Consider the following 20,695-nt stretch of genomic DNA (forward strand, 5'->3'; position numbering starts at 1 on the left):
TCTAAAATTGTTCTCTTAATAACGAGAATGACTTGAAAGTTAGTTTCGCTTTGGGCTTTGCCCTAGCGCGAGCTATTAGCTTTACCATAAAGCGACGGCCAAACACAATAAAAAATATCTTTTGTCAAAAAAAATTCAGCTTCCCTGCCGAGACAATGCAAAACAACAACATAAAACGTTAATAAACGAGTGTTAGCTAGCGGCACCGCTTACTAACCCATGTCGTTTTTGCCCGCTCGACAACCCACGAAGCAGGTAAATATTTTGTATTATGCTAAGACTCGCATCCGTCGAGTCTTAGCCCGTAATTTGAAGAGATTACTTAATCGTTACGCCCCAACAATACTTTTCATATCAGTCATATAACCACGAAGTTCAGCACCAACATATTCCACAGCGGTGTGACGAATCGCATCGTTAATCGCGATTAATTGCAGGTTATCAACGCTGTTAGAACTGTCTTTCAGGCCCGCACCTAAATACTCTGGCGACATGGCATTCACATAGTCGCGCAGCATAGGTACTGCGGCGTGATTGAACAGGTAGCAACCGTATTCGGCGGTGTCTGAAATTACCACGTTCATTTCGTACAAACGTTTACGAGCAATAGTGTTGGCGATCAGTGGGGTTTCGTGCAGTGACTCATAATAGGCCGACTCTTCCACGATACCCGCAGACACCATGGTATCGAACGCCAGTTCCACACCCGCTTTGATCATAGCAACAAGGAAAATACCTTTGTCGAAATAGGTTTGTTCGTCGATATGCTCGCTCGATACGGGCGCATTTTCGAAACCGGTTTCGCCAGTTTCCGCTCTCCAACGCAGTAAGTTCGCATCATCGTTCGCCCAATCTTCCATCATAGTGCGTGAGAATTCGCCGCTGATGATGTCATCCATGTGTTTTTCAAATAATGGCTGGAGGATTTCTTTTAAATCTTCTGCAATTTCAAAGGCTTTAATCTTGGCTGGATTAGACAAACGGTCCATCATGTTAGTGATGCCGCCGTGTTTCAGCGCTTCAGTGACCGTTTCCCAACCTTGCTGGATAAGCTTGGCCGCGTAACCTGGCTCAACGCCATCGGCAACCATTTTCTCATAACCTAGGATGGCGCCCGTCTGCAACATACCGCAGAGGATAGTCTGCTCGCCCATCAGATCCGACTTCACTTCGGCGATAAAGGAGGACAGTAACACACCCGCTCTGTCACCACCGGTTGCGCTAGCATAGGCTTTAGCAATCTCTAAGCCGTCACCCTTTGGATCGTTTTCAGGATGTACTGCAATCAGAGTAGGGACACCAAAACCACGTTTGTATTCTTCACGTACTTCAGTACCTGGGCACTTAGGCGCAACCATAATAACCGTAATATCAGGACGGACTTGCATGCCCTCTTCAACGATGTTGAAGCCGTGGGAATAAGACAAGGTTGCACCTTGCTTCATCAGTGGCATAACCGCGTTAACCACGTTGGAATGCTGTTTGTCTGGCGTCAAGTTAAGCACTAGATCCGCCGTGGGAATTAATTCTTCAAAGGTACCAACACGGAAACCGTTATCGGTCGCCTTCTGCCACGAAGCTCGTTTTTGTTCAATCGCTTCATGGCGCAGGGCATAGGAAATATTCAGCCCTGAGTCACGCATATTCAAACCTTGGTTAAGACCCTGGGCGCCACAACCTAAAATAACAATATTCCAATCTTTAATGTAATTGCAGCCGTCGGTAAATTCAGAGCGATCCATAAAACGACATTGGCCAAGCTGTGCTAATTGTTGACGTAAATTCAGAGAGTTAAAATAGTTAGCCATCTGAGATACCACCTTTAAGTCAGGAATGGGGGACTCAACCAAACTAAACGCTATGTTAAGGAATGGTTGTGATTGAAATCACTATACCCCATGCTTATCGTTGCTTAAAATGATATATTCGAAACTTCATATTGCATTATTCGCAACGTCAGCTGCAATAACGCTCAGTAACATTGGCAGCTACATCGGCGGCAATATGCAGACTCAAGCTCAGGCTAAACAGGATAAGCACATGGATATTCGTACCCTCAAATTGTACCTGCACTTATGTGACAGTTTGCACTTCGCCAAGACGGCGGAGCAGATGCATGTGAGTCCATCGACCTTAAGCCGAGCACTGCAAAGATTAGAAGAAGAAGTGAACGCTAAGCTGTTAGAGCGGGATAATCGCAGCGTGACCTTAACCCATGCAGGGCGCGAATTTAAGCTGTTCGCCGAGCAGACCTTGCACCATTGGAGCACGCTCAGGCACAGTATCGACCTTAAGCAAGATGTGCTGCGCGGTCGGTTGAATCTGTATTGCTCGGTCACTGCCGCCTACAGCCATTTACCGCATTTATTGGATTTATTCCGCCAAGAGCATCCCTTTGTGGAAATCGCCTTGACAACGGGAGATGCGGCCAATGCGCTGGCAGAAGTGCAACAGAATCGAGCCGATATTGCCATCGCCGCCCTGCCCGATCCCTTCCCCAGCAGCTTACACTTTGCCAAAATCGACGATGTGCCACTGTCGATTATCGCACCGACGATCCGCTGTGCAGTACAGCAACAAGTGAGTCAAACGCCCATCGATTGGTCGAGCGTGCCCTTTATCATCCCAGATCACGGCCCAGGACGGCGCCGCGCCGATAACTGGTTCAAACAAATGGGCATCAGCCCTAATATTTACGCTCAAGTGTCGGGTCAAGAAGCGATCGCCTCTATGGTAGCGTTAGGCTGCGGCGTGAGCATCAGCCCAGAAGTGGTGATCAATAACAGTCCTGTGCGAGATCGCATCCAGTTACTCACCTCACCCGTTACAATACCGCCATTTGAACTCGGTTGCTGCTGCAAGGTAAAACGGCTGGATGACCCGATACTGAGCGCTTTCTTAGAAGTGATTTAGGTATCGGGTGATATCTGTTTATCGCTAGAATCAATTCGCGTCACCAACAATTGATCAACCTTGTAGGCATCGATATCCACAACCTCAAACTTGTAACCCGCATAATTCACAAAGTCAGTACGCTTAGGGATTTTACGTAGCATATACATCATAAAACCGGCGATGGTTTCGTAGTTTTGATTATGCGGGAACTCCTCAATATCAAAGGCGCGCATCACATCTGTGATAGGCGTGACCCCATCGACTAGCCAAGAGTTACCATCGCGGGCGATAATCTGCTCCTCGCTTTCGTGCAAAGACCAAGCCCCCATTACCGCGCGTTGTAAATCGTTGGTAGTCACAATCCCCACCACTAAGGCATATTCGTTCATCACCACGGCAAAATCGGCGCGACTATTTTTAAAATATTCCATCGCCTCAGACAGGCTCAAGGTATCGGGAATAATTAGGGAGGTATGCACTAAGCTACTGTCTTTTAATGTAATATCTTCACCATTAATGACTCGTATCAGTAGCTCTTTAGCATCCACAAAGCCTTTCACCATATCCAACTGCCCATCACAGACGAGGAACTTAGTATGAGGATCTTCGGAGATCTTACGTTTAATATCCTCTTCGCTATCTTGCAGTAAAAAGTACACTAAACTTTCGCGGGCAGTCATAGCTGAAGTAACGGAAACGGTTTGCATTTCAAACACATTCTCCATCATCTGTTGATCACCACGATCCAATACGCCAGCTTCGGCACCCGCATTCATAACTGCGTAAATATCATCGGATGTGATTTCATCATTGCGTACAGTCGGAATTTGCAACAACTTAAAAATCGCCGTTGCCAGACCATTAAAAAACCACACCAGCGGACGAAGAAGCGCAATACAGAAGCTCATTGGCCCCACAACTGCCAAAGCAACAGGCTCAGGCATCGCCATCGCAATACGCTTAGGCATAAGATCTGCCACTAAAATAAATGCACTGGTCACTAAAACGAAGGAAAGCACAAAGCTCACTTGGCTGAGCCAAGTTCCTGTTAACCAAGGGCTGAGTAATTCATAGAAATAAGGACGAAATGCCGACTCGCCCACGATCCCTCCCATGATGGCAACACCATTTAGGCCTATCTGCACTACGGTAAAAAAGCTTCCTGGATGAGCTTGCAATTGCAGTACTTTTTCAGCACGCCCATCACCTTCATCGGCTAACTGGCGTAAACGGATTTTTCGCGATGCGGCGAGTGCAATCTCTGACATAGAGAAAAAGCAACTTGCTCCAATTAAGCACAATATAATCATCACGTTATCAAAGATACTCATGTAACACCTTTCTTTTAACACTGGACTCACTAGGACTGACCCGCACCTTTATTGCTCGCGTGTCAGTTAAATTATTGGCACTGCTATACCATACAAATGTAACCACTCACTGGACTAACTCGTTGTAAACACATGGCAAGACTCATTTAAATGGGTATCTAAATTGCGCTAGATACAAGCCAAGATTATATCGACTTATCGTCCAACGGGGCGTGACTCTGCTCTCGCAGAGAGCCAATTATATGCAAGCTTCGACTTAGCTATATTGTTTGAAAGAAGCCCAGAATGGCACCACAGATACAGCGATGAGTGCTACGTTAAATTACAACGGGTAACAGATTATATCCTATTTGCTGCTTATTATGATCTCATCCCAAGCTATTTTTATTAGTCAGCACAAACAGATAGTGCATTTCATGCTTTTTATATCAATATGTTGTCAGCGTTTTTGAAAATAAAAATCTATGGATAGCGAGGCCAATTCCCAACAAGATTGCCGCCATAAAAGACTACAACTGAGAGCAAGTAGACGAAGGACTAGCGAGGGCAATAGGGGCAAAAATTAGGCTTAGGACCAATTTGAGGATGATTGCGGCAAGTCTCTGGCCGCTGATGATAAATAGTGCAACGACGCGTGTGACTATCTAAATATAGGCAATCATCATTCGCCATACGCGCCAAGGTAAAAATTGCAGTCTTATGGTTAAAATGATCGATTAAACGGGCTTTTTGCAGACGCTTAGCAATGCTTTTGAGATCGCCTTCGGCCTCAAATTCATCCACTAGCGCCATCCGCACTAAATCGCTCACCCTAACTTCTACTGGCAGAGTACAACAAGTGGCATGGCAAGTATCGCACAGACCTTTACGATATTTTTGCCACGTGGACAAATCATCGATATTAAAAATCGAAACGGCGCTTACTATGCTTTTGCCACGTTTTGACACCTTGAATACCTAAAGGTTGGAAATAAAGGGCGGGCATTATAGCAGGCAAAAACGCCATATACATCTCACTTCATTTTAAGTTGATGATTAACAAAGCTGAAGGCAACTTTGGTACCTGTGACTCGGCCTGACTACACTCATAAGCAATCCTGAATGTGTCACTCGGCAGAGCTCACTAACATTGGCTGCAGATATAATCCCCCTTTTTTATGACGATAGAGAACATGCAGAAACAATCCTCTATGAATTGTCACTGCACGAAGATCTTTCGCTCATCAAAAAACGCCTAAATTGGGTGATTATCAACTCAATGATTGGCTGATTGAACGTAAAACCTTGCCCGATCTAGTGCAATCCTTATGCGATGGCCGACTATTTTCTCAAATTGCCAGACTAGCCGCGAGCCCAAGCCACACAGCCCAACTCCTCGAAGGCTGCACTCAAGATATCGCAGGTTACCAGATCCGCAGAGAGGCACTTATCGGCACGCTGTGCTCCATTTCAATCAATTTCCATATCCCAATACTCCGCAGTTTATCGCAAACGGAAACGGCCAAAATACTGTATTTTTGCGCCTCTCAGTTAAACCGTAGAGAAAATGAATTAACCCTTACGGGACGTAAGCCCAAACGCAAGAAGAATCAGCAATTGTTTATCTTGCAAAGCCTACCAGAAGTAGACCCCAAGCTTGCTAGCCGACTGCTGTACCACTTCAAAAATATCGAGGCCATTTTTACCGCTCCGGAAGAGGCATTAATCCGAGTCGAAGGCATAGGTAAGGAAAAAGCCAGAAAGATCCGTGAAGCACTAACGGGTTGATTAAGCAGCTATTTGAAAATTATGCCGTTTACACCCCGAGCAACAGACTATGCAGTTCTTGATGGGAGCGCACTTGATAGTGCGGAGTAATCCCTGCGGGCACATCGTGGCCGTGGACGTTATACCAGCAAGTATGAATCCCTGCATTGATACCGCCTTGAATATCGGAATGCGGGTTATCGCCGACCATAAGCACAGTTTCACGCTCAGGATGCCCCATCAATTCAAAGGCATGTTCGAAGATACCCACATCGGGTTTTGCCATGCCGACTTTTTCTGAAATCACTAAAATATCAAAATGATGCTGTAAGCCTGTGCGCTCTAACCGCACGGTTTGTAGCTCAGTAAAACCGTTGGTGATGATGCCTAATTTAGCCTTACCTTGCAGCGCGGCTAACAACTCGCGCGCACCAGGTAGCGGCGCACAAATTTCAGCCATAGCAGATAAAAAGGCACTATTGAGCGCTTGCGGCGCTACCGCAAGTTTGACAGCCCAAGGCTCGAAACGTGTGGTTTGCAATTCGGCAGCAGTGATTTTACCGTCTTGATAGTCAACCCATAGCGGTTTATTAACTAACTGATACTCATCAAAATCCGCTTGAGTAAAATCGACCCCAAACTCACCAAACATCAACTTAAGCCCTTTTAAGGCATCGAAATAAAATAGGGTTTCGTCGGCATCGAACAGAATCCATTGGTATGGCAATGACATAGGAACTCTCTTTCTAACAAAATAGCTAAGATCCATTCCTATGCCGTTCAGAGGCATCAGAGAATGGTACATCGGCAATTGCGGCACTGCTGCGGCGAGTTGCCGAACAGTAATCAAGATAAGTGATAAACAATGAGTGATGAATCCAAAAATAACGAGGCTTCACAGTCAACACCCGCAATCAGCAAGTGCATTAGTCTACCTTGCATCAAGGGCAATGATAACCACGATAATAAAAACTGACTGTTGAGGTATTATCAACAATAATGGCTGGGGGCGAGATAATCTAAGGACACCATGGAGCACTTTTCGGCATTACCTATTTTTGTCACTGTAGTGGAATGCGGTAGTTTTTCCGCTGCAGGGCAAAAGCTTGGGTTGAGTAAATCGGCAGTGAGTAAACGTATTACCCTATTAGAACAAAGTCTGGGTCTTCAACTCCTACACCGTACTACTCGCAGCTTAAGTCTTACCGAAGCGGGCGCTCGCTATTACAACTATGTTTGCCCCGCCGTTCAGCTCGCCCAAGAAGGATTGGATGCGATATCCGAATTGCAACAAGCACCCCAAGGTCATCTACGAATTTCGGTGCCTATGGTGTTTGGTCGCGTGTATATTGCGCCATTAATAGCTGAATTTTTAAGACGATACCCTGATATCCAGCTACAAATGCACATGGATGACAAGACCACTGACTTAATTACTGGCGGCTTTGATTTAGCCATTCGTATCGGCGAATTACCAGACTCAAGCCTTATCGCCCGTAAACTCGCACCTTGTTTAAGCGTCATTTGCGCCGCCAAAGATTACCTCGCACAACATGGCTTACCCAGCACACCTGCGGCATTAACACAGCACAACTGCTTGTTTTACTCTTATTTTCAAGATGGTGTGGAATGGAGCTTCCAAAGTCCCAATGGCGTGCAACGCGTTCAGCCCAAAGGCAACTATCAGGTCAACAATAGTGACGCCATCCATCAAGCCTGTCTCGATGGCTTAGGTATCGCCAACCTACCGCGATTTATTGTAGAGCCAGATCTACAAACCGGACGTTTACAGGCATTACTCACTGACTATCCGCTACCAGAACACGGTATTTATGCGGTTTATCCGCAGCGGAAATATTTGCCGACAAAGGTGAGCGTATTGATAGCGTTTTTGATGGAGAACTTGACGAGTAGCAAGTTAGGGTAAATTTTAACGTAATAGAACAATTTTGTGTAGTGGCTCTAACTGATTGAAAATCAGCCACTCTCAATGCTACATTAAAGGACTATTTAATAACCAAGGATGGAGAATGAACCAAGAATCACTTTTTGAAGAACTACCTGAAGTCGACTCAAGTAAATATGAAGCGAGCATGTTATCCAATCAGAAGTTCTGTGATCAAGTAGAACAATCTCTTGTGGCTCTAGGCTTTCGTGAATCACAAGGTGTTCCGTCTCAAAACGAGTTCCTTAAAGGTGCACCTTATACAGATATGTATGGTGGAATTCGAAAGGCAGCCTTCTTAGTGCAACATCAGGCACTCGGCGCAGTCCGAATTGAAGCTCACAAGCAAGAGCAAAGCGGCTCTGTCGATCAAAAATTTCCTTTTTTTCTGGAGTCTCTTCGCCTCGCACCAGAAAAAAATTTAATCATTTTACTCGGAGGAAAAGGCTATAAACAGAAAGCTTTTGACTGGGTAAAAACGGCTGCGAGTAATATTCAAGACAAACAAATCAAGGTCTTTGGCGACCTTGATGAGTTTATTAGTTTTTTCGTTTCAAAATAACCAAAAGGGTCGAACAATTCCGACCCTTGCTTTTGCTAAATCACCTCAACCCCACAATCTATCAAGTACTTATAAGTGTGATCATAAAACTTGGGATCTCGAGTCTCATCTGATTTATCGCCTATAGGCACGAATATCACCATGCCCTGACGAGCCCTTGTCAACAATACGCGATACGCATTTTCAAGGTATTTTTGCCGAACTAACTGACTTCGCTTTTGCCATTTGGTTCCAACAAACTGCCAATGTTCAAATGCTTGAGCATTAAAACGATAATCTGCATCCCAAGCCACAACACACCAGTCTAGCTCTAGTCCTTGTACATCAAACTCAGTGGCTACATCCTCTAAAAACTCGGCAGAACGAATATCTTCAACTCCACTTAAAAACCACTTAGCAGGATCTATCTCATTCTTAACGAAAATCCCTTCAGCTTTAAGCCTAATGCCGTTAGAAGAAGCAAGCAGCCCCATCGACTCATTGGCTCTTCTGTGCTGCTTAACCCAAGCTTTAGCCTTAGCTAAATCGCGAGTGACTTTGATTGGGTAGGCATGCTCTAGATCTTTATAAATGCTAACTGCAAGCCCGCATTGCCCAGCAACCAAGTAATGAATAAAACTGGACAACTTTTCAGCACGGAAAGATCGCATGGATGTGGCAAGATGTAAGTTAGGTAAGACATTCGCCCTTGAAACCGCATTCAGATCTACCCCTAACGAGACATACTCACCTGACAATAAAGCTGTGGAAAAATAGACATCCCAATCTAAGAACTTGGCCTTAAGCGCATCCAACCAACCAGCTAGCCCTGCCTCACCTTTATTAATCTCCTGTCCACCACCGACTAGCGCAATAATAAACGCCCAGTCTTCATGACGATCCATCACCTCGATGAGAAACTCAGGCTCTGATTTATTGAAGTTGACAACACCTCGCTTACGACGCATAAAATCACTTGCCTGCTCTTTATCCCACGCTCGTTGAGCCTCATCAAATATGGCCACTTTTTCAGGCGGCACGCCACCATGCAGATATTCATCCCTAAAGCGATGAATATTTTGAATAAAGGACTCTGTCTCCTTCCTTGTTGCACTGATAGACTCTCCAGACCGAGAAGATCTATCCCTAGCTAAGGCTTCCTGTAATACCGCCACCAAGGGGCCATTACCACTGAGGAAAACCGAATACTCGTTCTCTTCCTTATTTGCGTGAGTACTTGCAATATTTAGCCCGATTAACGTCTTACCTGCACCAGGTACACCAGTAACAAAACAAATGACTTTTTTGTGCTTCTCGCGAGCTTCATGAATGAGGTAAATAAGTTGTCTACTCGTTTGCCCAAGATTTTGAGTGTCCGCTTCACTACGAGCAATATCTTCGACATTGTGCGACGCATACAGAGCTTGTGCCGCTTCGATAATGGTGGGCGTCGGCAAATAACCAGAATCAGCCCACAACATTGGATCAAAAGGAGCTTGATTCAACTGTTCAGCGATTTGACGCATGCTTGAAAATAATTCACGGGGTGAAATACACAAGGTCGAAGCAACATTATCCCCTGCGAATACCGGATCTTTCAGTTGGCTAGTAGCTTTTGTAGCAACAAGTAGCGGAACCAGATATTTATCATGACTACCACGATGAAAATTCTTTAAATCTAAGGCATATCCATGAGTTTGTCTCATATCTGCAGCGGTAAATACTTTTGCGCCCACTTTAAACTCTACAACAAAAATAATCCCTTTAAATATCATCACAACATCGGCACGTCGTCCCATTCGAGGGATCATAAACTCAATGAAAATATATCCTTCACGATCAACACTCTCGGCCAAGGAACGCTTGAGAGCTTCAATTTCAATCAACCAAGCACGGGTTTGTGAATGCAGTAAATGCTGAGTATGGGAACCTAATATCTGCCCGGTAATCGCATCGGTCTCCGCCGATAAAAAATCTGTAAAACTCGCCGAATAAAATGCTCGTTGAGTCATCATGAACCCTCAACGGTAAAATCTAAAAGTTGTTTCGCAGGGATATCTAAGGCCTTGGCGAGCTTAAAGATATTGATCAAACTGACGTTGCGTTGCCCACGCTCAATGCCACTCACATAGGTTCTATCCATGTCAGCTTTTAATGCGAGCTGCTCCTGCGAAAAAGACCTCTCGAGTCGCAAGCGTTTAAGATGAACACCAAATGAGGTAAGCAAATGATCTTCCATGAATAATCCTTTGAAGAGTTTTCATGATGATCTTTACTTGTCGACAATACGTCTACGGACTATGAGTCACACTCAATACTTAGCACTTAAAGGTTTGGACATAACATTGCACACGGTAATCACTCACAAATGTAAAATGATTATTGCCGTTGAATCCATCTACTTCCCACTCGGCAATAAGTACCTCGTACTTCGGCCGCCGGCGTCGGCTTTTACTAAAAAGCCTTGCTCGACCATTTGCGCAAAATGACGGGTGGCGGTGGCGCGACTCACCTTAGCGACCTTTTGATATTGGCTACTATTAATCCCTAGTTCAAAATCGCCGTCTAACATCCGATTGAGTATTTTGGCTTGCTCCTGACTCAATAAGGATTGATCGACATTTTGCCAATACTGCGTTTTCCGCAGAGTCTTGTTCACATCTGCCATCGCATTGAGTAAGCAATCATTGAGGGTTTCAAAAAACCATACTAACCAAGGAGTAATATCGACACGGCCCCTTTGGGTAGACTCTAAAATGTCATAGTAAGCTTGGCGACGAGCAAGAATACTGACCGACATAGCGTAAAAACGAATTGAGCGTTTTTCCGCTTGCGCCAAAGCCAAATCGGTCAATAAACGCGTAATGCGCCCATTACCGTCATCAAGCGGATGCAGAGTCACAAACCAAAGGTGAGTTATCGCCGCACGGATAAGCGGATCTAAGCCCGGCTCTTGCCGTGAAGCATTAAACCATTCAATAAACTGCGATAGTTCAGCGTCCAAAGTGGATCGAGAGGGGGCCTCAAAATGCACCCTTGGTTTATCAATCCGGCCTGAGACAACTTGCATAGGCGTATCGCCACGTAGCGCTCCACCAATAACGGGGTTAAACAGCGTATAACCCTGGGGAAATAACTGTTTATGCCAATCTAATATCCGCTCAAGGGTTAACTCTGTATCTAAATTTTTTAAGGCATCGAGCATAATGTCTGCCAAACCATCGGTTTGTGCCGTGGTCGGATACGGTTTGTCTTCGGACACGCCGAGTTTTTTAGCCAAGGATGAGCGCACCGAGGCCGCATTGAGCTTTTCACCTTCGATGGCACTGGAATGGATAATGTTAGCGAGTAAGGTGTCGAGTGCAGCATCTGAAGTTAACAGGCTGTCGTCGTGACTTAGCATTTGCTTGCCAAGCAGTTGGCCCTGATTGAAATAAACCTGACGCAGCAAGGCATCAATGCTGCTGGTCTTCCAATGAAATTTAGGCCAATCGGCTTGCTGCCAAATCCACATATCTTACCCCATGAGTCGAATAATAAGTCCATTCTACTCACAAAATGAGTCGATTAACAAACCTATTCGCCTCACATGATGAGGCAAATAATGAAAGTAATCGCCTCACCTAGCCCAAATGCTTATAGAGTAAAAGAATTTGTGCTGTTGATATGCTCCTACAGGTCAATGCAGACACACAGACAACAGCTTTGCACTGCTAAAACCTGTGGGCTGCGATATACTGCTGGCGTTGATAAACACTCATATTAAAACCAATTTTGCACATTAATCGCGACAACCACGCTAACTAGAATATGCTGAGCCCATTACATGCCTGATAACGCAAACATAGCCGCCTCTCATACTCAGGCGCATGGCAGTAGCTATGATGACAAGCCTACTCAGCCACAGTGCGATTCAACTAAACCAAATGAAATCAGGCAAAGTAGAATCGAGCCGAATGCAATTAAGCATGAGTCGGTAATTGCCAAGCAAAAACAGAAGGTTATTTTTATCGGCTTGCCTAGAACTGGGACAACGAGCGTAAGCGTGGCGCTATTGGAGCAAGGGCTTAAAGTGGCGCATATGGCTTTTACCAAAGAAGCCTTTATGCAGGCAGATGCGATTTCCGATGCACCTTGTTTTAGTGATTTCAAGCAGTTAGATGAGTTATTCCCCAAAGCCAAGTTTGTCTATCTTGACCGCGAGTTAGATTCTTGGGTGCCGTCAATGCAGATGTTACTCAGTCGAATGCTGCCACATTTGGATGCAAAAATCGGACGTTTCCACCCAATAATGAAGCGCAGTTTTCGCCATACCTTTGGCGTAGGTGTAGTCGAAAACCCGCAGGATGAACAACATCTTATCGATTGTTATCAACACCATAAAACAGAGGTGTTTAACTACTTTGCGAGCAGACAGGACTTGCTAAGTATCGATGTCAGCCAGCAAGGTGCCCTCGGCCAGTTATTAGGGTTTATGGAATTAACCAACGCCGAAAATCACAATCTGAGTTTTCCTAAGCTCAATGTCGGCCGCAATGTGGCCAGTTGGGATGAATATAAACATCCCAATAAGATCAGTGCTAATACAGCGGGGCCTGAAAAGCGTAAATACTTTGATTACAAGGTCTAGATTTTTGCAGCTAGAGTCTAGGAATGCTCAACTGCAGATAAGGGATTAAGCTCAAAACACGCTTTAAGTGCCACATCTTGGTCGAGTAGACTTTGATATAAGGTAAACTGGTTGGCAGCGCGATCGAGATTATGGCCTTCACGATGGATATGGAAATACACATCACCGTTAAGATAATCCGTTAAAAAACGAACACCTATCATCAAACAAATCACTCTGGCACCCAACCATAGACTGCGTTTTTCAACTTCGGTCAACACATTGCCAAGTTCACTTAAATACCCACGACAAATCGCGGCGAAGATCGACTGGCGCACTTTAACATTTTCAAGGGCGGTGGAATCCTCTGCCTCTGGCGAGCAGAAGGTGCGCACCATATCGCCAAAGTCATACATTAGATGACCCTTCATGCAGGTGTCTAAGTCGATAATTGCCATACTGGACATATCGCGTTTATCAAATAGCATATTGTTGATTTTTGTGTCGTTATGGCAAATTCGTAGCGGTAGTTTTGGGGATATTTCAGCTAATTCATCCAATAAGGCCTGTTGGGACAAAGCATAATCGACCCAATGGCGGCAGAATGCTAGGCGATGTTGGCTATCGAGTTCAACCGCTTGTTTTAGCAAGGCCATACGTCCTGGCAAATGGTGAAATTGAGGGATTACATCTTCAAGCTGAGTCGCATCAAAATCACTTAACGCCGAGGCAAAATGTCCAAAGGCCTTGGCGGCCATTTCCGCTTCTTTTTCCGATTTAACAACTTCAATGCTATGGCTATGGGGCAAATAACTAATTGCACGCCAGAATCCTTGCTCACCTAAATCGAGTGCTAATTCACCTTCTTTGGTCAAGCAAGGACTCACGACTTTTAAGCCATACTGTTGTTGCAATGCCTTAGCGCATAAATGATGGCTGATTTTATCCGCATTACTCACTAAAGCCTGTGGCGTTTTAAATACTTGTGTATTAATGCGCTGCAGCACTAGCTCACCTGTCGGCCAACGCACTAATAGGGTTTCGTTAATATGCCCATTACCCAAAGCTGAGATTTTTGCTTCCGTTGCATCAATGCCAAAATGAGGCAATACAAACTGCCTGATGAGTTTAATCACTCAGTAACTCCACTAATTTTTGCTTTACCCAGACAGTATCCTGCGGATAGGTGACACCGAGCCAAGGCTCTGAGGCAATATCAACACAAACAGCAACACCTTGCTCAATCCCAGCTTGTACCACGGCTGGTAGATAACATTCAGACTTAGGTTGCTGGCCTTCCAGCGTAATAAATTGACTTAATTCATGCTTAATAACATCAAAAATGCTGGGAGAAAAGCCCCAACATGTCATTGAAACTAAGGGCTGGTCAGGTAATACCGTCAATCCCTGTGGCCCATCCCCCATCAATACCCCTTCACAAGCCTTGATATTCAGCCATTCGACAACGGACTTAAGCTGCCCACGCTCAACTTGACATAGACCACGGTTAACACCGCCATGTTCCGACAACGTGAGTGCTATGGGGTAAGCCACCATCATCCATTGCGTAGGTTTTACGCTTAGGCCTTTCGCTAATGCAGCAAATGCGCTGTCGCCATAAAAATCATCGGCATTGATGACCGCCATTGGCCCTTTAACTAAATGACGGGCGCACCAAAGCGCATGCGCTGTCCCCCAAGGTTTAAGCCGATGACTTGTATCCGTTAGCAGCGCCTCTTCTGGCAGGTCTGTTAAAGCTTGATAGCAAAAATGATACTCGAAATTGGCAGGTAAAAACCGCGTCAATATCTCAGTTAATTCAAGCGCTAACTCAGGACGGATCACTAAGACCGCGCGATTAAATCCACTTCGAATGGCAGACATAATCGACAGAACCAACATCGGCTCACCTGCTGGCCCTAGGGCTGCCAATTGTTTGTCTCCGCCGAAACGACTACCTAACCCAGCCGCCATAATGACTAAGGTCAATGCTGTATTCATGTTGGATTTCTATTCGTATTAAAGGGATCTCTCTAAACCACGGCGCAATACGCTAATAGACTTAAAATGGCGTTAGAGAAAAAGAAGAGCAAAAGTGTAATCTACCCCTCTGATTGTGGCTAGGGCATGTTGAGGTTTCAGGGTTATTTTTGCAGCGAACAAAAACATAACTTCAACACGTCAACATGCCCTACGATGTCATTAACGGGCTAAATACTGCCCAAATGTGCGGTTTTGTTCCAAGACAGCTTGGCTGCCCTTTAGGCTAAACTTATATCCACATAGACCAATATTACCGCGACGAGCGAGATCAACAATAATAGCCGCCGTATCCAAGGGCGAAAAACGTGCCTCTGTCGCTGAGTCTGCTTTCAAATCAACAGTCACTGGCCGATATTCTGTTCCATTATTAAAAACTAAAGCACCGCAGCTTCTATCTCCCTTAGCCGTTGCTAATGACCAGATATTTTGAGCAGCACCTTTTTCACCTAACCAGCGCAATATCAACACATCAGCTTCTAAAGCGACTGAAAAACCATCGGGTAAATCAAGCATAATCCGCTCAGCAGCCAAGGCTGCGCTACCATTATTATTGGCAACCGGCGTATCACTATCTAGCTCATCGCCGCCAGTGGGCCACAAGCCCCAAACCAGTACAACGAATAAAATCGCCCCACAACCAATACCCATAGGACGCCAATAACGACGGTCTGGCATCGGAATTTTAGGCAACACCAAGTAGCGACGATAAGGTGAAATAAACTCGAGCACGCCACGGAATAATTCCGTCATAGAGCCTGATTCTTTATCCTCAGCACGGCGGCGACGCACCTCTTCAGCATATTCAATACTGTTAAAACCCTCGTGTTCATCTTCCGCGTCAAAACGCCATACAGGCTCATCATTCTGATCCCTTGTATAGACAGATGCCGCATTAGAATTCGTATGCTGTAGATCACCCCGCTCAATATCGACCTCGGAAAACGCGATATTGGCCTGTTCGACACGGCTAGAATCGGCAGACCGAAAATCTGATTTTTTATCCATCATCACATCCTGCATGACAAAATCAGCAGGATTTTGCGTCATCCGAGTTAATGCATCAAAACGCAGTTCATCTTGACGAAGCACATCTAAATCGATATCGGGAATTTTTGGTGTAATAACAGGCTCTGAATGTACATTGCCCCGACTTGCTTGCAGAGTTGAAGCGGCATTGGGCGAATGGTGAGGCACATCGGTGTCGAGTGGGTTTGTACTCGCGAAAACGGGCGGTGCAATATCTGGTTTAGGCGTTAACATAGGCTCAACACGACGACGTGGCATAGCCTGTGATATAGGCGCATCCATTGCTGGGCCATAGTAGCCAAATCGATAATCCACTATTGTTGGGGACGCTAAGTTTCCACCCCAAAAGGTCGCGCCCCCCGCCAGCACTAAACCCAATATGGCAATAAAAGGCGGAGCACCCACAATCAATAACGCGAGATAAACGGGTAATGGTAAGAGCAACAAGCCTGCCAATACTTTAGGTTTATTCGCATCGGCTACACGGCGCAAACTCGCAAACGCGAGTAAAGGTAAGCCTACCAGCGCAAATAAATACATTAAAAAGTGAGGCCCAAACACTGCGGCAGCAAGTGAAATACACGTATACACGCATACACTAATAGCGACAAAACGGGGACGAGAATCACGCCCGCGAAGGCAAAAAAGAGATTTTAACAGCACGGCCCTTCCTTTATTGTTGAATAATTCAAGCGCAAACACGACTATCACTATTATCTGAACATGAGCGTACCGAATTTAGTTGCTGTTGTCAGTGCTTAAGACTCTAGTCGGATAAAAATGCCCATAATATCCTTATAAAACTAAAATAGGCTTAAATTCAAGGCAAACAGCCCCTAGCCTTTATGTGGTCAAAATCGGTATAATGCACGGCTTTCTGGGCCCTTCTTGCGTTTACCAACTGGATATTTAGCTCATGACCGCACGCGGAAATTTATTTATTGTGTCAGCGCCAAGTGGTGCGGGTAAATCCTCGCTAATTTCGGCATTGTTAAAAGACAAACCTGCCGATATGCAGGTTTCAGTATCACATACTACCCGCGCGCCGCGCCCAGGTGAAGTTGATGGCCAACACTACCACTTCGTTAATGTTGAACAATTTAAAACATTAATAGCTGAAAATGCCTTTTTCGAATGGGCTGAAGTATTCGGTAATTACTATGGTACATCACGCCATGTGATCGAACATACGCTCACCCAAGGTATCGATGTGTTCCTCGATATCGACTGGCAAGGTGCCGAGCAGGTTAAAGCGGTTATGCCTGAAGCCGTAGGGGTATTTATTTTACCGCCCTCGAAAGCTGAACTAGAGCGACGCCTGACTGGTCGAGGACAAGACAGTCAGGAAGTGATTGCCAGCCGAATGGCACAAGCCGTATCGGAAATGTCCCACTATAAAGAATATGATTTTATTATCATCAATGATGATTTTGATACAGCACTGGCCGATCTGCGTGCCATCATTCGCAGCCAACGCTTAACAGGTGCTAGTCAGATCCACGCACAAAATGATATGCTTCACGATCTGTTGGCAGGATAGCTGTCATAGTGTACAATTTTGCGTCATTTTTTCCCTAGATAAACTGGAGTTTCAACACATGGCTCGCGTAACTGTAGAAGACGCCGTAGAACAAATCGGCAACCGTTTTGATATGATCCTGGTTGCGGCGCGTCGTGCTCGCCAAATCGCCGTGCAGGGTAAAGACCCTATGGTTGAAGAGATGAACGATAAGCCAACGGTTATCGCCCTGCGTGAAATCGAATTAGGCTTAGTTAACGCTCACACCCTAGATGCTGATGAGCGTCAAACGGTGCGTGAACGTGAAGCTGCTGAAATTGCAGCGGTTGCAGCCATTGCTGAAGGCCGTTCATTATAAGCATTATTGCGTAAACACCTGTGTAGGTAAAAGGAGAGCTGCCACTTGTATCTGTTTGAAGGTCTAAAGGAGTCTGCTTCCGGTTACTTAGAACCTGAACAGGTAGAATTACTCAAGCAGGCGTACCAGATTGCGCGTGATGCCCATGAAGGGCAAATGCGCACTAGCGGCGAACCTTATATTACTCACCCGGTTGCGGTTGCTCGCATCCTTGCCGAAATGCGTCTCGACCACGAGACGCTGATGGCGGCTCTGCTCCACGACACTATCGAAGATACGCATGTCACCAAAGAAGACTTGGCAGAGCGCTTTGGTGAGTCTGTGGCAGAGCTGGTCGAAGGTGTGTCAAAACTCGATAAGCTTAAATTTCGCGATAAGAAAGAAGCGCAAGCCGAAAACTTTCGTAAAATGATGATGGCGATGACGCAGGATATCCGCGTTATCCTCATCAAGCTTGCCGATCGCACCCACAATATGCGTACCTTAGGCGCACTACGTCCAGACAAACGTCGCCGTATCGCCCGCGAAACCTTAGAAATCTACGCGCCCATCGCCAATCGTCTTGGTATCCACAATATCAAAACCGAGTTAGAAGACTTAGGTTTTCAAGCTTATTATCCAATGCGATATCGGGTGCTTAAAGAAGTGGTTAAAGCCGCCCGTGGCAATCGCAAAGAATTAATTCAAGGCATTGAAGCCGCTGTATATACCCGCTTAAACGATGCAGGTATTCCGGGCAAAGTGAAAGGTCGAGAAAAAAATCTTTATTCCATCTATAACAAGATGCAGAGTAAAGAGCTGCAATTCCAAGAAGTCATGGATATCTACGCCTTCAGGGTGATAGTCGATTCCATCGATACTTGCTACCGCGTACTCGGCGCTATGCATGGCCTTTACAAGCCTCGTCCCGGTCGTTTCAAAGATTATATCGCTATCCCTAAAGCCAACGGTTATCAGTCACTCCATACCTCCTTGTTTGGCCCACACGGCGTCCCCGTTGAGATCCAAATTCGTACCGAAGATATGGATCAAATGGCCGACAAAGGGGTCGCTGCACACTGGGCCTACAAAGGCGGTGCTGAAGCAGGTCAAGGTACAACCACCCAAGTACGCGCCCGCAAGTGGATGCAAAGTTTGTTGGAATTACAACAAAGTGCCAGTACCTCATTCGAATTCGTTGAGAACGTGAAAACAGAACTCTTCCCCGAAGAGATTTATGTGTTCACCCCCGAAGGTCGCATTTTGGAATTACCCGTCAATGCCACCGCGGTCGATTTTGCCTACGAAGTGCACACTGATGTCGGTAATACTTGCGTAGGAGCCCGCGTGAATCGCCAAGCTTACCCGCTCAGTCAGCCATTAATTTCAGGTCAAACCGTTGAAATTATTACGGCTAAAGGTGCTCGTCCGAATGCGGCTTGGCTTAACTTTGTAGTTACAGGTAAAGCCCGTGCCAAAATTCGCCAAGTGCTTAAAAGCCTTAAAGGTGACGATGCGATCGCACTGGGTCGCCGTTTGCTAAACCATGCGCTGGGCAAAACTAAGCTCGACAGTATTCCACCAGAGCAAATTGAAAAAGTGGTGCGTGATACTAAGCATGCGAACCTTAACGCCTTACTCGCCGATATCGGTCTTGGTAATGCGATGAGCATCGTTATCGCCCAACGTCTAATTGGCGATAACCTTGAAAATCAAGAGAGCCGCGATGCGCACTTGATGCCAATCCGTGGCGCCGAAGGTATGCTAGTGACCTTTGCAAACTGCTGTCGCCCCATTCCTGGCGATGCCGTTATTGCCCACGTGAGTCCAGGTAAAGGCTTAGTGGTGCATATGGAAAACTGCGCCAATATTCGCGGTTACCAAGGTGAACCTGATAAATACATTCCTGTACAATGGGATAATGTTGAAGGCGTTGAATATCAAGCAAATCTGCGGGTTGAGATCGTCAATCACCAAGGCGCACTGGCAAAAATCACCTCGATCATTGCCGCCGAAGGTTCTAACATTCATAACCTCAGCACTGAAGAACGTGATGGCCGCGTGTATCTGATTAACCTGCGTATTTCGGTGAAGGACAGGATCCATTTAGCCAACGTGATGCGCCGTATCCGAGTACTTCCTGAAGTGTTACGTACATCCCGTAATCGTTAATTCATTCAATATTAGAGAGAACGTCATGGCAGAAAAAATCATTATAGCGACCGACAATGCCCCTGCGGCCATCGGCACCTATTCGCAGGCCGTTAAAGTCGGTAGTACAGTGTATTTATCAGGCCAGATCCCACTCGTGCCAAGCACAATGCAAATTGTCAGTGATGATTTTGAGGCCCAGGTTGTACAAGTATTTGAAAACTTAACGGCCGTCTGCAACGCAGCAGGTGGGTCAATTAACGATATCGTTAAGCTCAATATCTTCCTGACTGATTTAAGCCACTTCGCTAAAGTGAATGAAATCATGAGTCGCTACTTCAGCCAACCTTATCCTGCTCGCGCCGCAATTGGTGTAAAGCAGCTGCCTAAGGATTCACAGGTTGAAATGGACGGCGTGATGGAGCTGTAAGCCCGAGCCTGTCTTACTAAACAAAAGCGCTACGGCGCTTTTTTGTTGCTCTTTTGACCCACATCATCAGCTCCGACCTCTCCCTAACTTCATCTTTATTTCATACTTCACTTATAGATTTC

18 protein-coding genes and 1 pseudogene are annotated in these 20,695 nt (G+C 45.7%); 9 read left to right on the top strand and 10 right to left on the bottom strand.

Annotated features, from left to right (window positions below):
• Positions 1 to 329: 329 nt before the first annotated feature.
• Positions 330 to 1,808 (bottom strand): ketol-acid reductoisomerase, encoded by a 1,479-nt coding sequence (gene ilvC, locus SPUTW3181_RS19495; RefSeq protein ID WP_011790990.1) that lies wholly within the window; start codon positions 1,806 to 1,808, stop codon positions 330 to 332.
• Between the two features lie 232 nt (positions 1,809 to 2,040).
• On the opposite strand from ilvC, the gene ilvY reads away from it, so the two are divergent.
• Positions 2,041 to 2,913 (top strand): HTH-type transcriptional activator IlvY, encoded by an 873-nt coding sequence (gene ilvY / locus SPUTW3181_RS19500; protein ID WP_041408474.1) that lies wholly within the window; start codon positions 2,041 to 2,043, stop codon positions 2,911 to 2,913.
• Here the strand turns inward: ilvY and SPUTW3181_RS19505 are convergent.
• Together SPUTW3181_RS19505 and SPUTW3181_RS19510 are read right to left on the bottom strand one after the other, a co-directional pair.
• Positions 2,910 to 4,226, bottom strand: coding sequence for a hemolysin family protein (locus SPUTW3181_RS19505; protein ID WP_011790992.1), 1,317 nt, complete (start codon positions 4,224 to 4,226; stop codon positions 2,910 to 2,912). The two genes, ilvY and SPUTW3181_RS19505, sit on opposite strands and share 4 nt — an antisense overlap.
• A 537-nt stretch (positions 4,227 to 4,763) precedes the next feature.
• Positions 4,764 to 5,174, bottom strand: a complete 411-nt coding sequence (locus tag SPUTW3181_RS19510) for a YkgJ family cysteine cluster protein (protein WP_011790993.1) — start codon at positions 5,172 to 5,174, stop codon at positions 4,764 to 4,766.
• 181 nt (positions 5,175 to 5,355) lie between these two features.
• Here SPUTW3181_RS19510 and SPUTW3181_RS19515 point away from each other — a divergent pair.
• Positions 5,356 to 5,993: pseudogene (locus tag SPUTW3181_RS19515) on the top strand (ERCC4 domain-containing protein).
• Positions 5,994 to 6,021: 28 nt separating this feature from the next.
• Here SPUTW3181_RS19515 and yjjG read toward each other — a convergent pair.
• On the bottom strand, positions 6,022 to 6,762 hold the full coding sequence (gene yjjG, locus SPUTW3181_RS19520; protein ID WP_041408476.1) for a pyrimidine 5'-nucleotidase: 741 nt from the start codon (positions 6,760 to 6,762) through the stop codon (positions 6,022 to 6,024).
• A 240-nt stretch (positions 6,763 to 7,002) separates the two neighbouring features.
• Here yjjG and SPUTW3181_RS19525 point away from each other — a divergent pair, with 240 nt between their 5' ends.
• Together SPUTW3181_RS19525 and SPUTW3181_RS19530 are read left to right on the top strand one after the other, a co-directional pair.
• Complete coding sequence (locus tag SPUTW3181_RS19525; protein WP_011790996.1) at positions 7,003 to 7,899, top strand: LysR family transcriptional regulator; 897 nt, start codon at positions 7,003 to 7,005, stop codon at positions 7,897 to 7,899.
• A gap of 103 nt (positions 7,900 to 8,002) precedes the next feature.
• Positions 8,003 to 8,479 (top strand): PD-(D/E)XK nuclease superfamily protein, encoded by a 477-nt coding sequence (locus SPUTW3181_RS19530; protein WP_011790997.1) that lies wholly within the window; start codon positions 8,003 to 8,005, stop codon positions 8,477 to 8,479.
• A 35-nt stretch (positions 8,480 to 8,514) separates the two neighbouring features.
• On the opposite strand, the gene SPUTW3181_RS19535 is transcribed toward SPUTW3181_RS19530, so the two are convergent.
• The 3 genes from SPUTW3181_RS19535 to SPUTW3181_RS19545 form a co-directional block, all read right to left on the bottom strand.
• Positions 8,515 to 10,473: a DUF2075 domain-containing protein gene (locus SPUTW3181_RS19535; protein ID WP_227498125.1), complete on the bottom strand. Its 1,959-nt coding sequence runs from the start codon at positions 10,471 to 10,473 to the stop codon at positions 8,515 to 8,517.
• On the bottom strand, positions 10,470 to 10,697 hold the full coding sequence (locus SPUTW3181_RS19540) for a helix-turn-helix domain-containing protein (RefSeq protein WP_011790999.1): 228 nt from the start codon (positions 10,695 to 10,697) through the stop codon (positions 10,470 to 10,472). Before SPUTW3181_RS19540 ends, SPUTW3181_RS19535 begins: the two co-directional genes overlap by 4 nt.
• Before the next feature lie 159 nt (positions 10,698 to 10,856).
• Positions 10,857 to 11,972 (bottom strand): Fic family protein, encoded by a 1,116-nt coding sequence (locus tag SPUTW3181_RS19545; protein WP_011791000.1) that lies wholly within the window; start codon positions 11,970 to 11,972, stop codon positions 10,857 to 10,859.
• Between the two features lie 312 nt (positions 11,973 to 12,284).
• Between SPUTW3181_RS19545 and SPUTW3181_RS19550 the strand changes: the two genes are divergently transcribed.
• Positions 12,285 to 13,088: a sulfotransferase family protein gene (locus tag SPUTW3181_RS19550; RefSeq protein ID WP_011791001.1), complete on the top strand. Its 804-nt coding sequence runs from the start codon at positions 12,285 to 12,287 to the stop codon at positions 13,086 to 13,088.
• Between the two features lie 17 nt (positions 13,089 to 13,105).
• Here SPUTW3181_RS19550 and SPUTW3181_RS19555 read toward each other — a convergent pair whose 3' ends face one another.
• From SPUTW3181_RS19555 to SPUTW3181_RS19565, 3 genes are all read right to left on the bottom strand, one after another.
• On the bottom strand, positions 13,106 to 14,203 hold the full coding sequence (locus SPUTW3181_RS19555) for a phosphotransferase enzyme family protein (RefSeq protein ID WP_011791002.1): 1,098 nt from the start codon (positions 14,201 to 14,203) through the stop codon (positions 13,106 to 13,108).
• Positions 14,196 to 15,068 (bottom strand): nucleotidyltransferase family protein, encoded by an 873-nt coding sequence (locus SPUTW3181_RS19560; RefSeq protein ID WP_011791003.1) that lies wholly within the window; start codon positions 15,066 to 15,068, stop codon positions 14,196 to 14,198. Before SPUTW3181_RS19560 ends, SPUTW3181_RS19555 begins: the two co-directional genes overlap by 8 nt.
• A gap of 201 nt (positions 15,069 to 15,269) precedes the next feature.
• Positions 15,270 to 16,799 carry a hypothetical protein gene (locus SPUTW3181_RS19565; protein WP_011791004.1) on the bottom strand — a complete coding sequence of 510 codons (1,530 nt, stop codon included), beginning with the start codon at positions 16,797 to 16,799 and terminating at the stop codon, positions 15,270 to 15,272.
• Positions 16,800 to 17,052: 253 nt separating this feature from the next.
• Between SPUTW3181_RS19565 and gmk the strand changes: the two genes are divergently transcribed.
• Genes gmk through SPUTW3181_RS19585 form a run of 4 tightly spaced genes read left to right on the top strand, consistent with a single transcriptional unit; the run spans position 17,053 to position 20,573 of the window.
• A complete protein-coding gene (gmk, locus tag SPUTW3181_RS19570; RefSeq protein ID WP_011791005.1) occupies positions 17,053 to 17,676 on the top strand; it encodes a guanylate kinase in 624 nt (207 codons plus the stop codon).
• Positions 17,677 to 17,734: 58 nt separating this feature from the next.
• Positions 17,735 to 18,013 carry a DNA-directed RNA polymerase subunit omega gene (rpoZ, locus tag SPUTW3181_RS19575; protein ID WP_007651394.1) on the top strand — a complete coding sequence of 93 codons (279 nt, stop codon included), beginning with the start codon at positions 17,735 to 17,737 and terminating at the stop codon, positions 18,011 to 18,013.
• 45 nt (positions 18,014 to 18,058) lie between these two features.
• Positions 18,059 to 20,164: a bifunctional GTP diphosphokinase/guanosine-3',5'-bis pyrophosphate 3'-pyrophosphohydrolase gene (gene spoT, locus SPUTW3181_RS19580; protein ID WP_011791006.1), complete on the top strand. Its 2,106-nt coding sequence runs from the start codon at positions 18,059 to 18,061 to the stop codon at positions 20,162 to 20,164.
• Between the two features lie 25 nt (positions 20,165 to 20,189).
• Positions 20,190 to 20,573: a RidA family protein gene (locus SPUTW3181_RS19585; RefSeq protein ID WP_011791007.1), complete on the top strand. Its 384-nt coding sequence runs from the start codon at positions 20,190 to 20,192 to the stop codon at positions 20,571 to 20,573.
• Positions 20,574 to 20,695 lie beyond the last annotated feature (122 nt).

The sequence above is a fragment of the Shewanella sp. W3-18-1 genome (assembly GCF_000015185.1).
Lineage (GTDB): Bacteria > Pseudomonadota > Gammaproteobacteria > Enterobacterales > Shewanellaceae > Shewanella > Shewanella putrefaciens.

Excerpts from the sequence above, each read along its gene's own strand:
- SPUTW3181_RS19540 (WP_011790999.1), bottom strand. The coding sequence starts at position 10,697 with ATGGAAGATCATTTGCTTACCTCATTTGGTGTTCATCTTAAACGCTTG.
- ilvY (WP_041408474.1), top strand. The coding sequence starts at position 2,041 with ATGGATATTCGTACCCTCAAATTGTACCTGCACTTATGTGACAGTTTG.
- ilvC (WP_011790990.1), bottom strand. The coding sequence starts at position 1,808 with ATGGCTAACTATTTTAACTCTCTGAATTTACGTCAACAATTAGCACAG.
- SPUTW3181_RS19530 (WP_011790997.1), top strand. The coding sequence starts at position 8,003 with ATGAACCAAGAATCACTTTTTGAAGAACTACCTGAAGTCGACTCAAGT.
- SPUTW3181_RS19560 (WP_011791003.1), bottom strand. The coding sequence starts at position 15,068 with ATGAATACAGCATTGACCTTAGTCATTATGGCGGCTGGGTTAGGTAGT.
- SPUTW3181_RS19535 (WP_227498125.1), bottom strand. The coding sequence starts at position 10,473 with ATGATGACTCAACGAGCATTTTATTCGGCGAGTTTTACAGATTTTTTA.
- rpoZ (WP_007651394.1), top strand. The coding sequence starts at position 17,735 with ATGGCTCGCGTAACTGTAGAAGACGCCGTAGAACAAATCGGCAACCGT.
- SPUTW3181_RS19550 (WP_011791001.1), top strand. The coding sequence starts at position 12,285 with ATGCCTGATAACGCAAACATAGCCGCCTCTCATACTCAGGCGCATGGC.
- SPUTW3181_RS19585 (WP_011791007.1), top strand. The coding sequence starts at position 20,190 with ATGGCAGAAAAAATCATTATAGCGACCGACAATGCCCCTGCGGCCATC.
- SPUTW3181_RS19525 (WP_011790996.1), top strand. The coding sequence starts at position 7,003 with ATGGAGCACTTTTCGGCATTACCTATTTTTGTCACTGTAGTGGAATGC.
- gmk (WP_011791005.1), top strand. The coding sequence starts at position 17,053 with ATGACCGCACGCGGAAATTTATTTATTGTGTCAGCGCCAAGTGGTGCG.
- SPUTW3181_RS19545 (WP_011791000.1), bottom strand. The coding sequence starts at position 11,972 with ATGTGGATTTGGCAGCAAGCCGATTGGCCTAAATTTCATTGGAAGACC.
- yjjG (WP_041408476.1), bottom strand. The coding sequence starts at position 6,762 with ATGCCTCTGAACGGCATAGGAATGGATCTTAGCTATTTTGTTAGAAAG.
- SPUTW3181_RS19505 (WP_011790992.1), bottom strand. The coding sequence starts at position 4,226 with ATGAGTATCTTTGATAACGTGATGATTATATTGTGCTTAATTGGAGCA.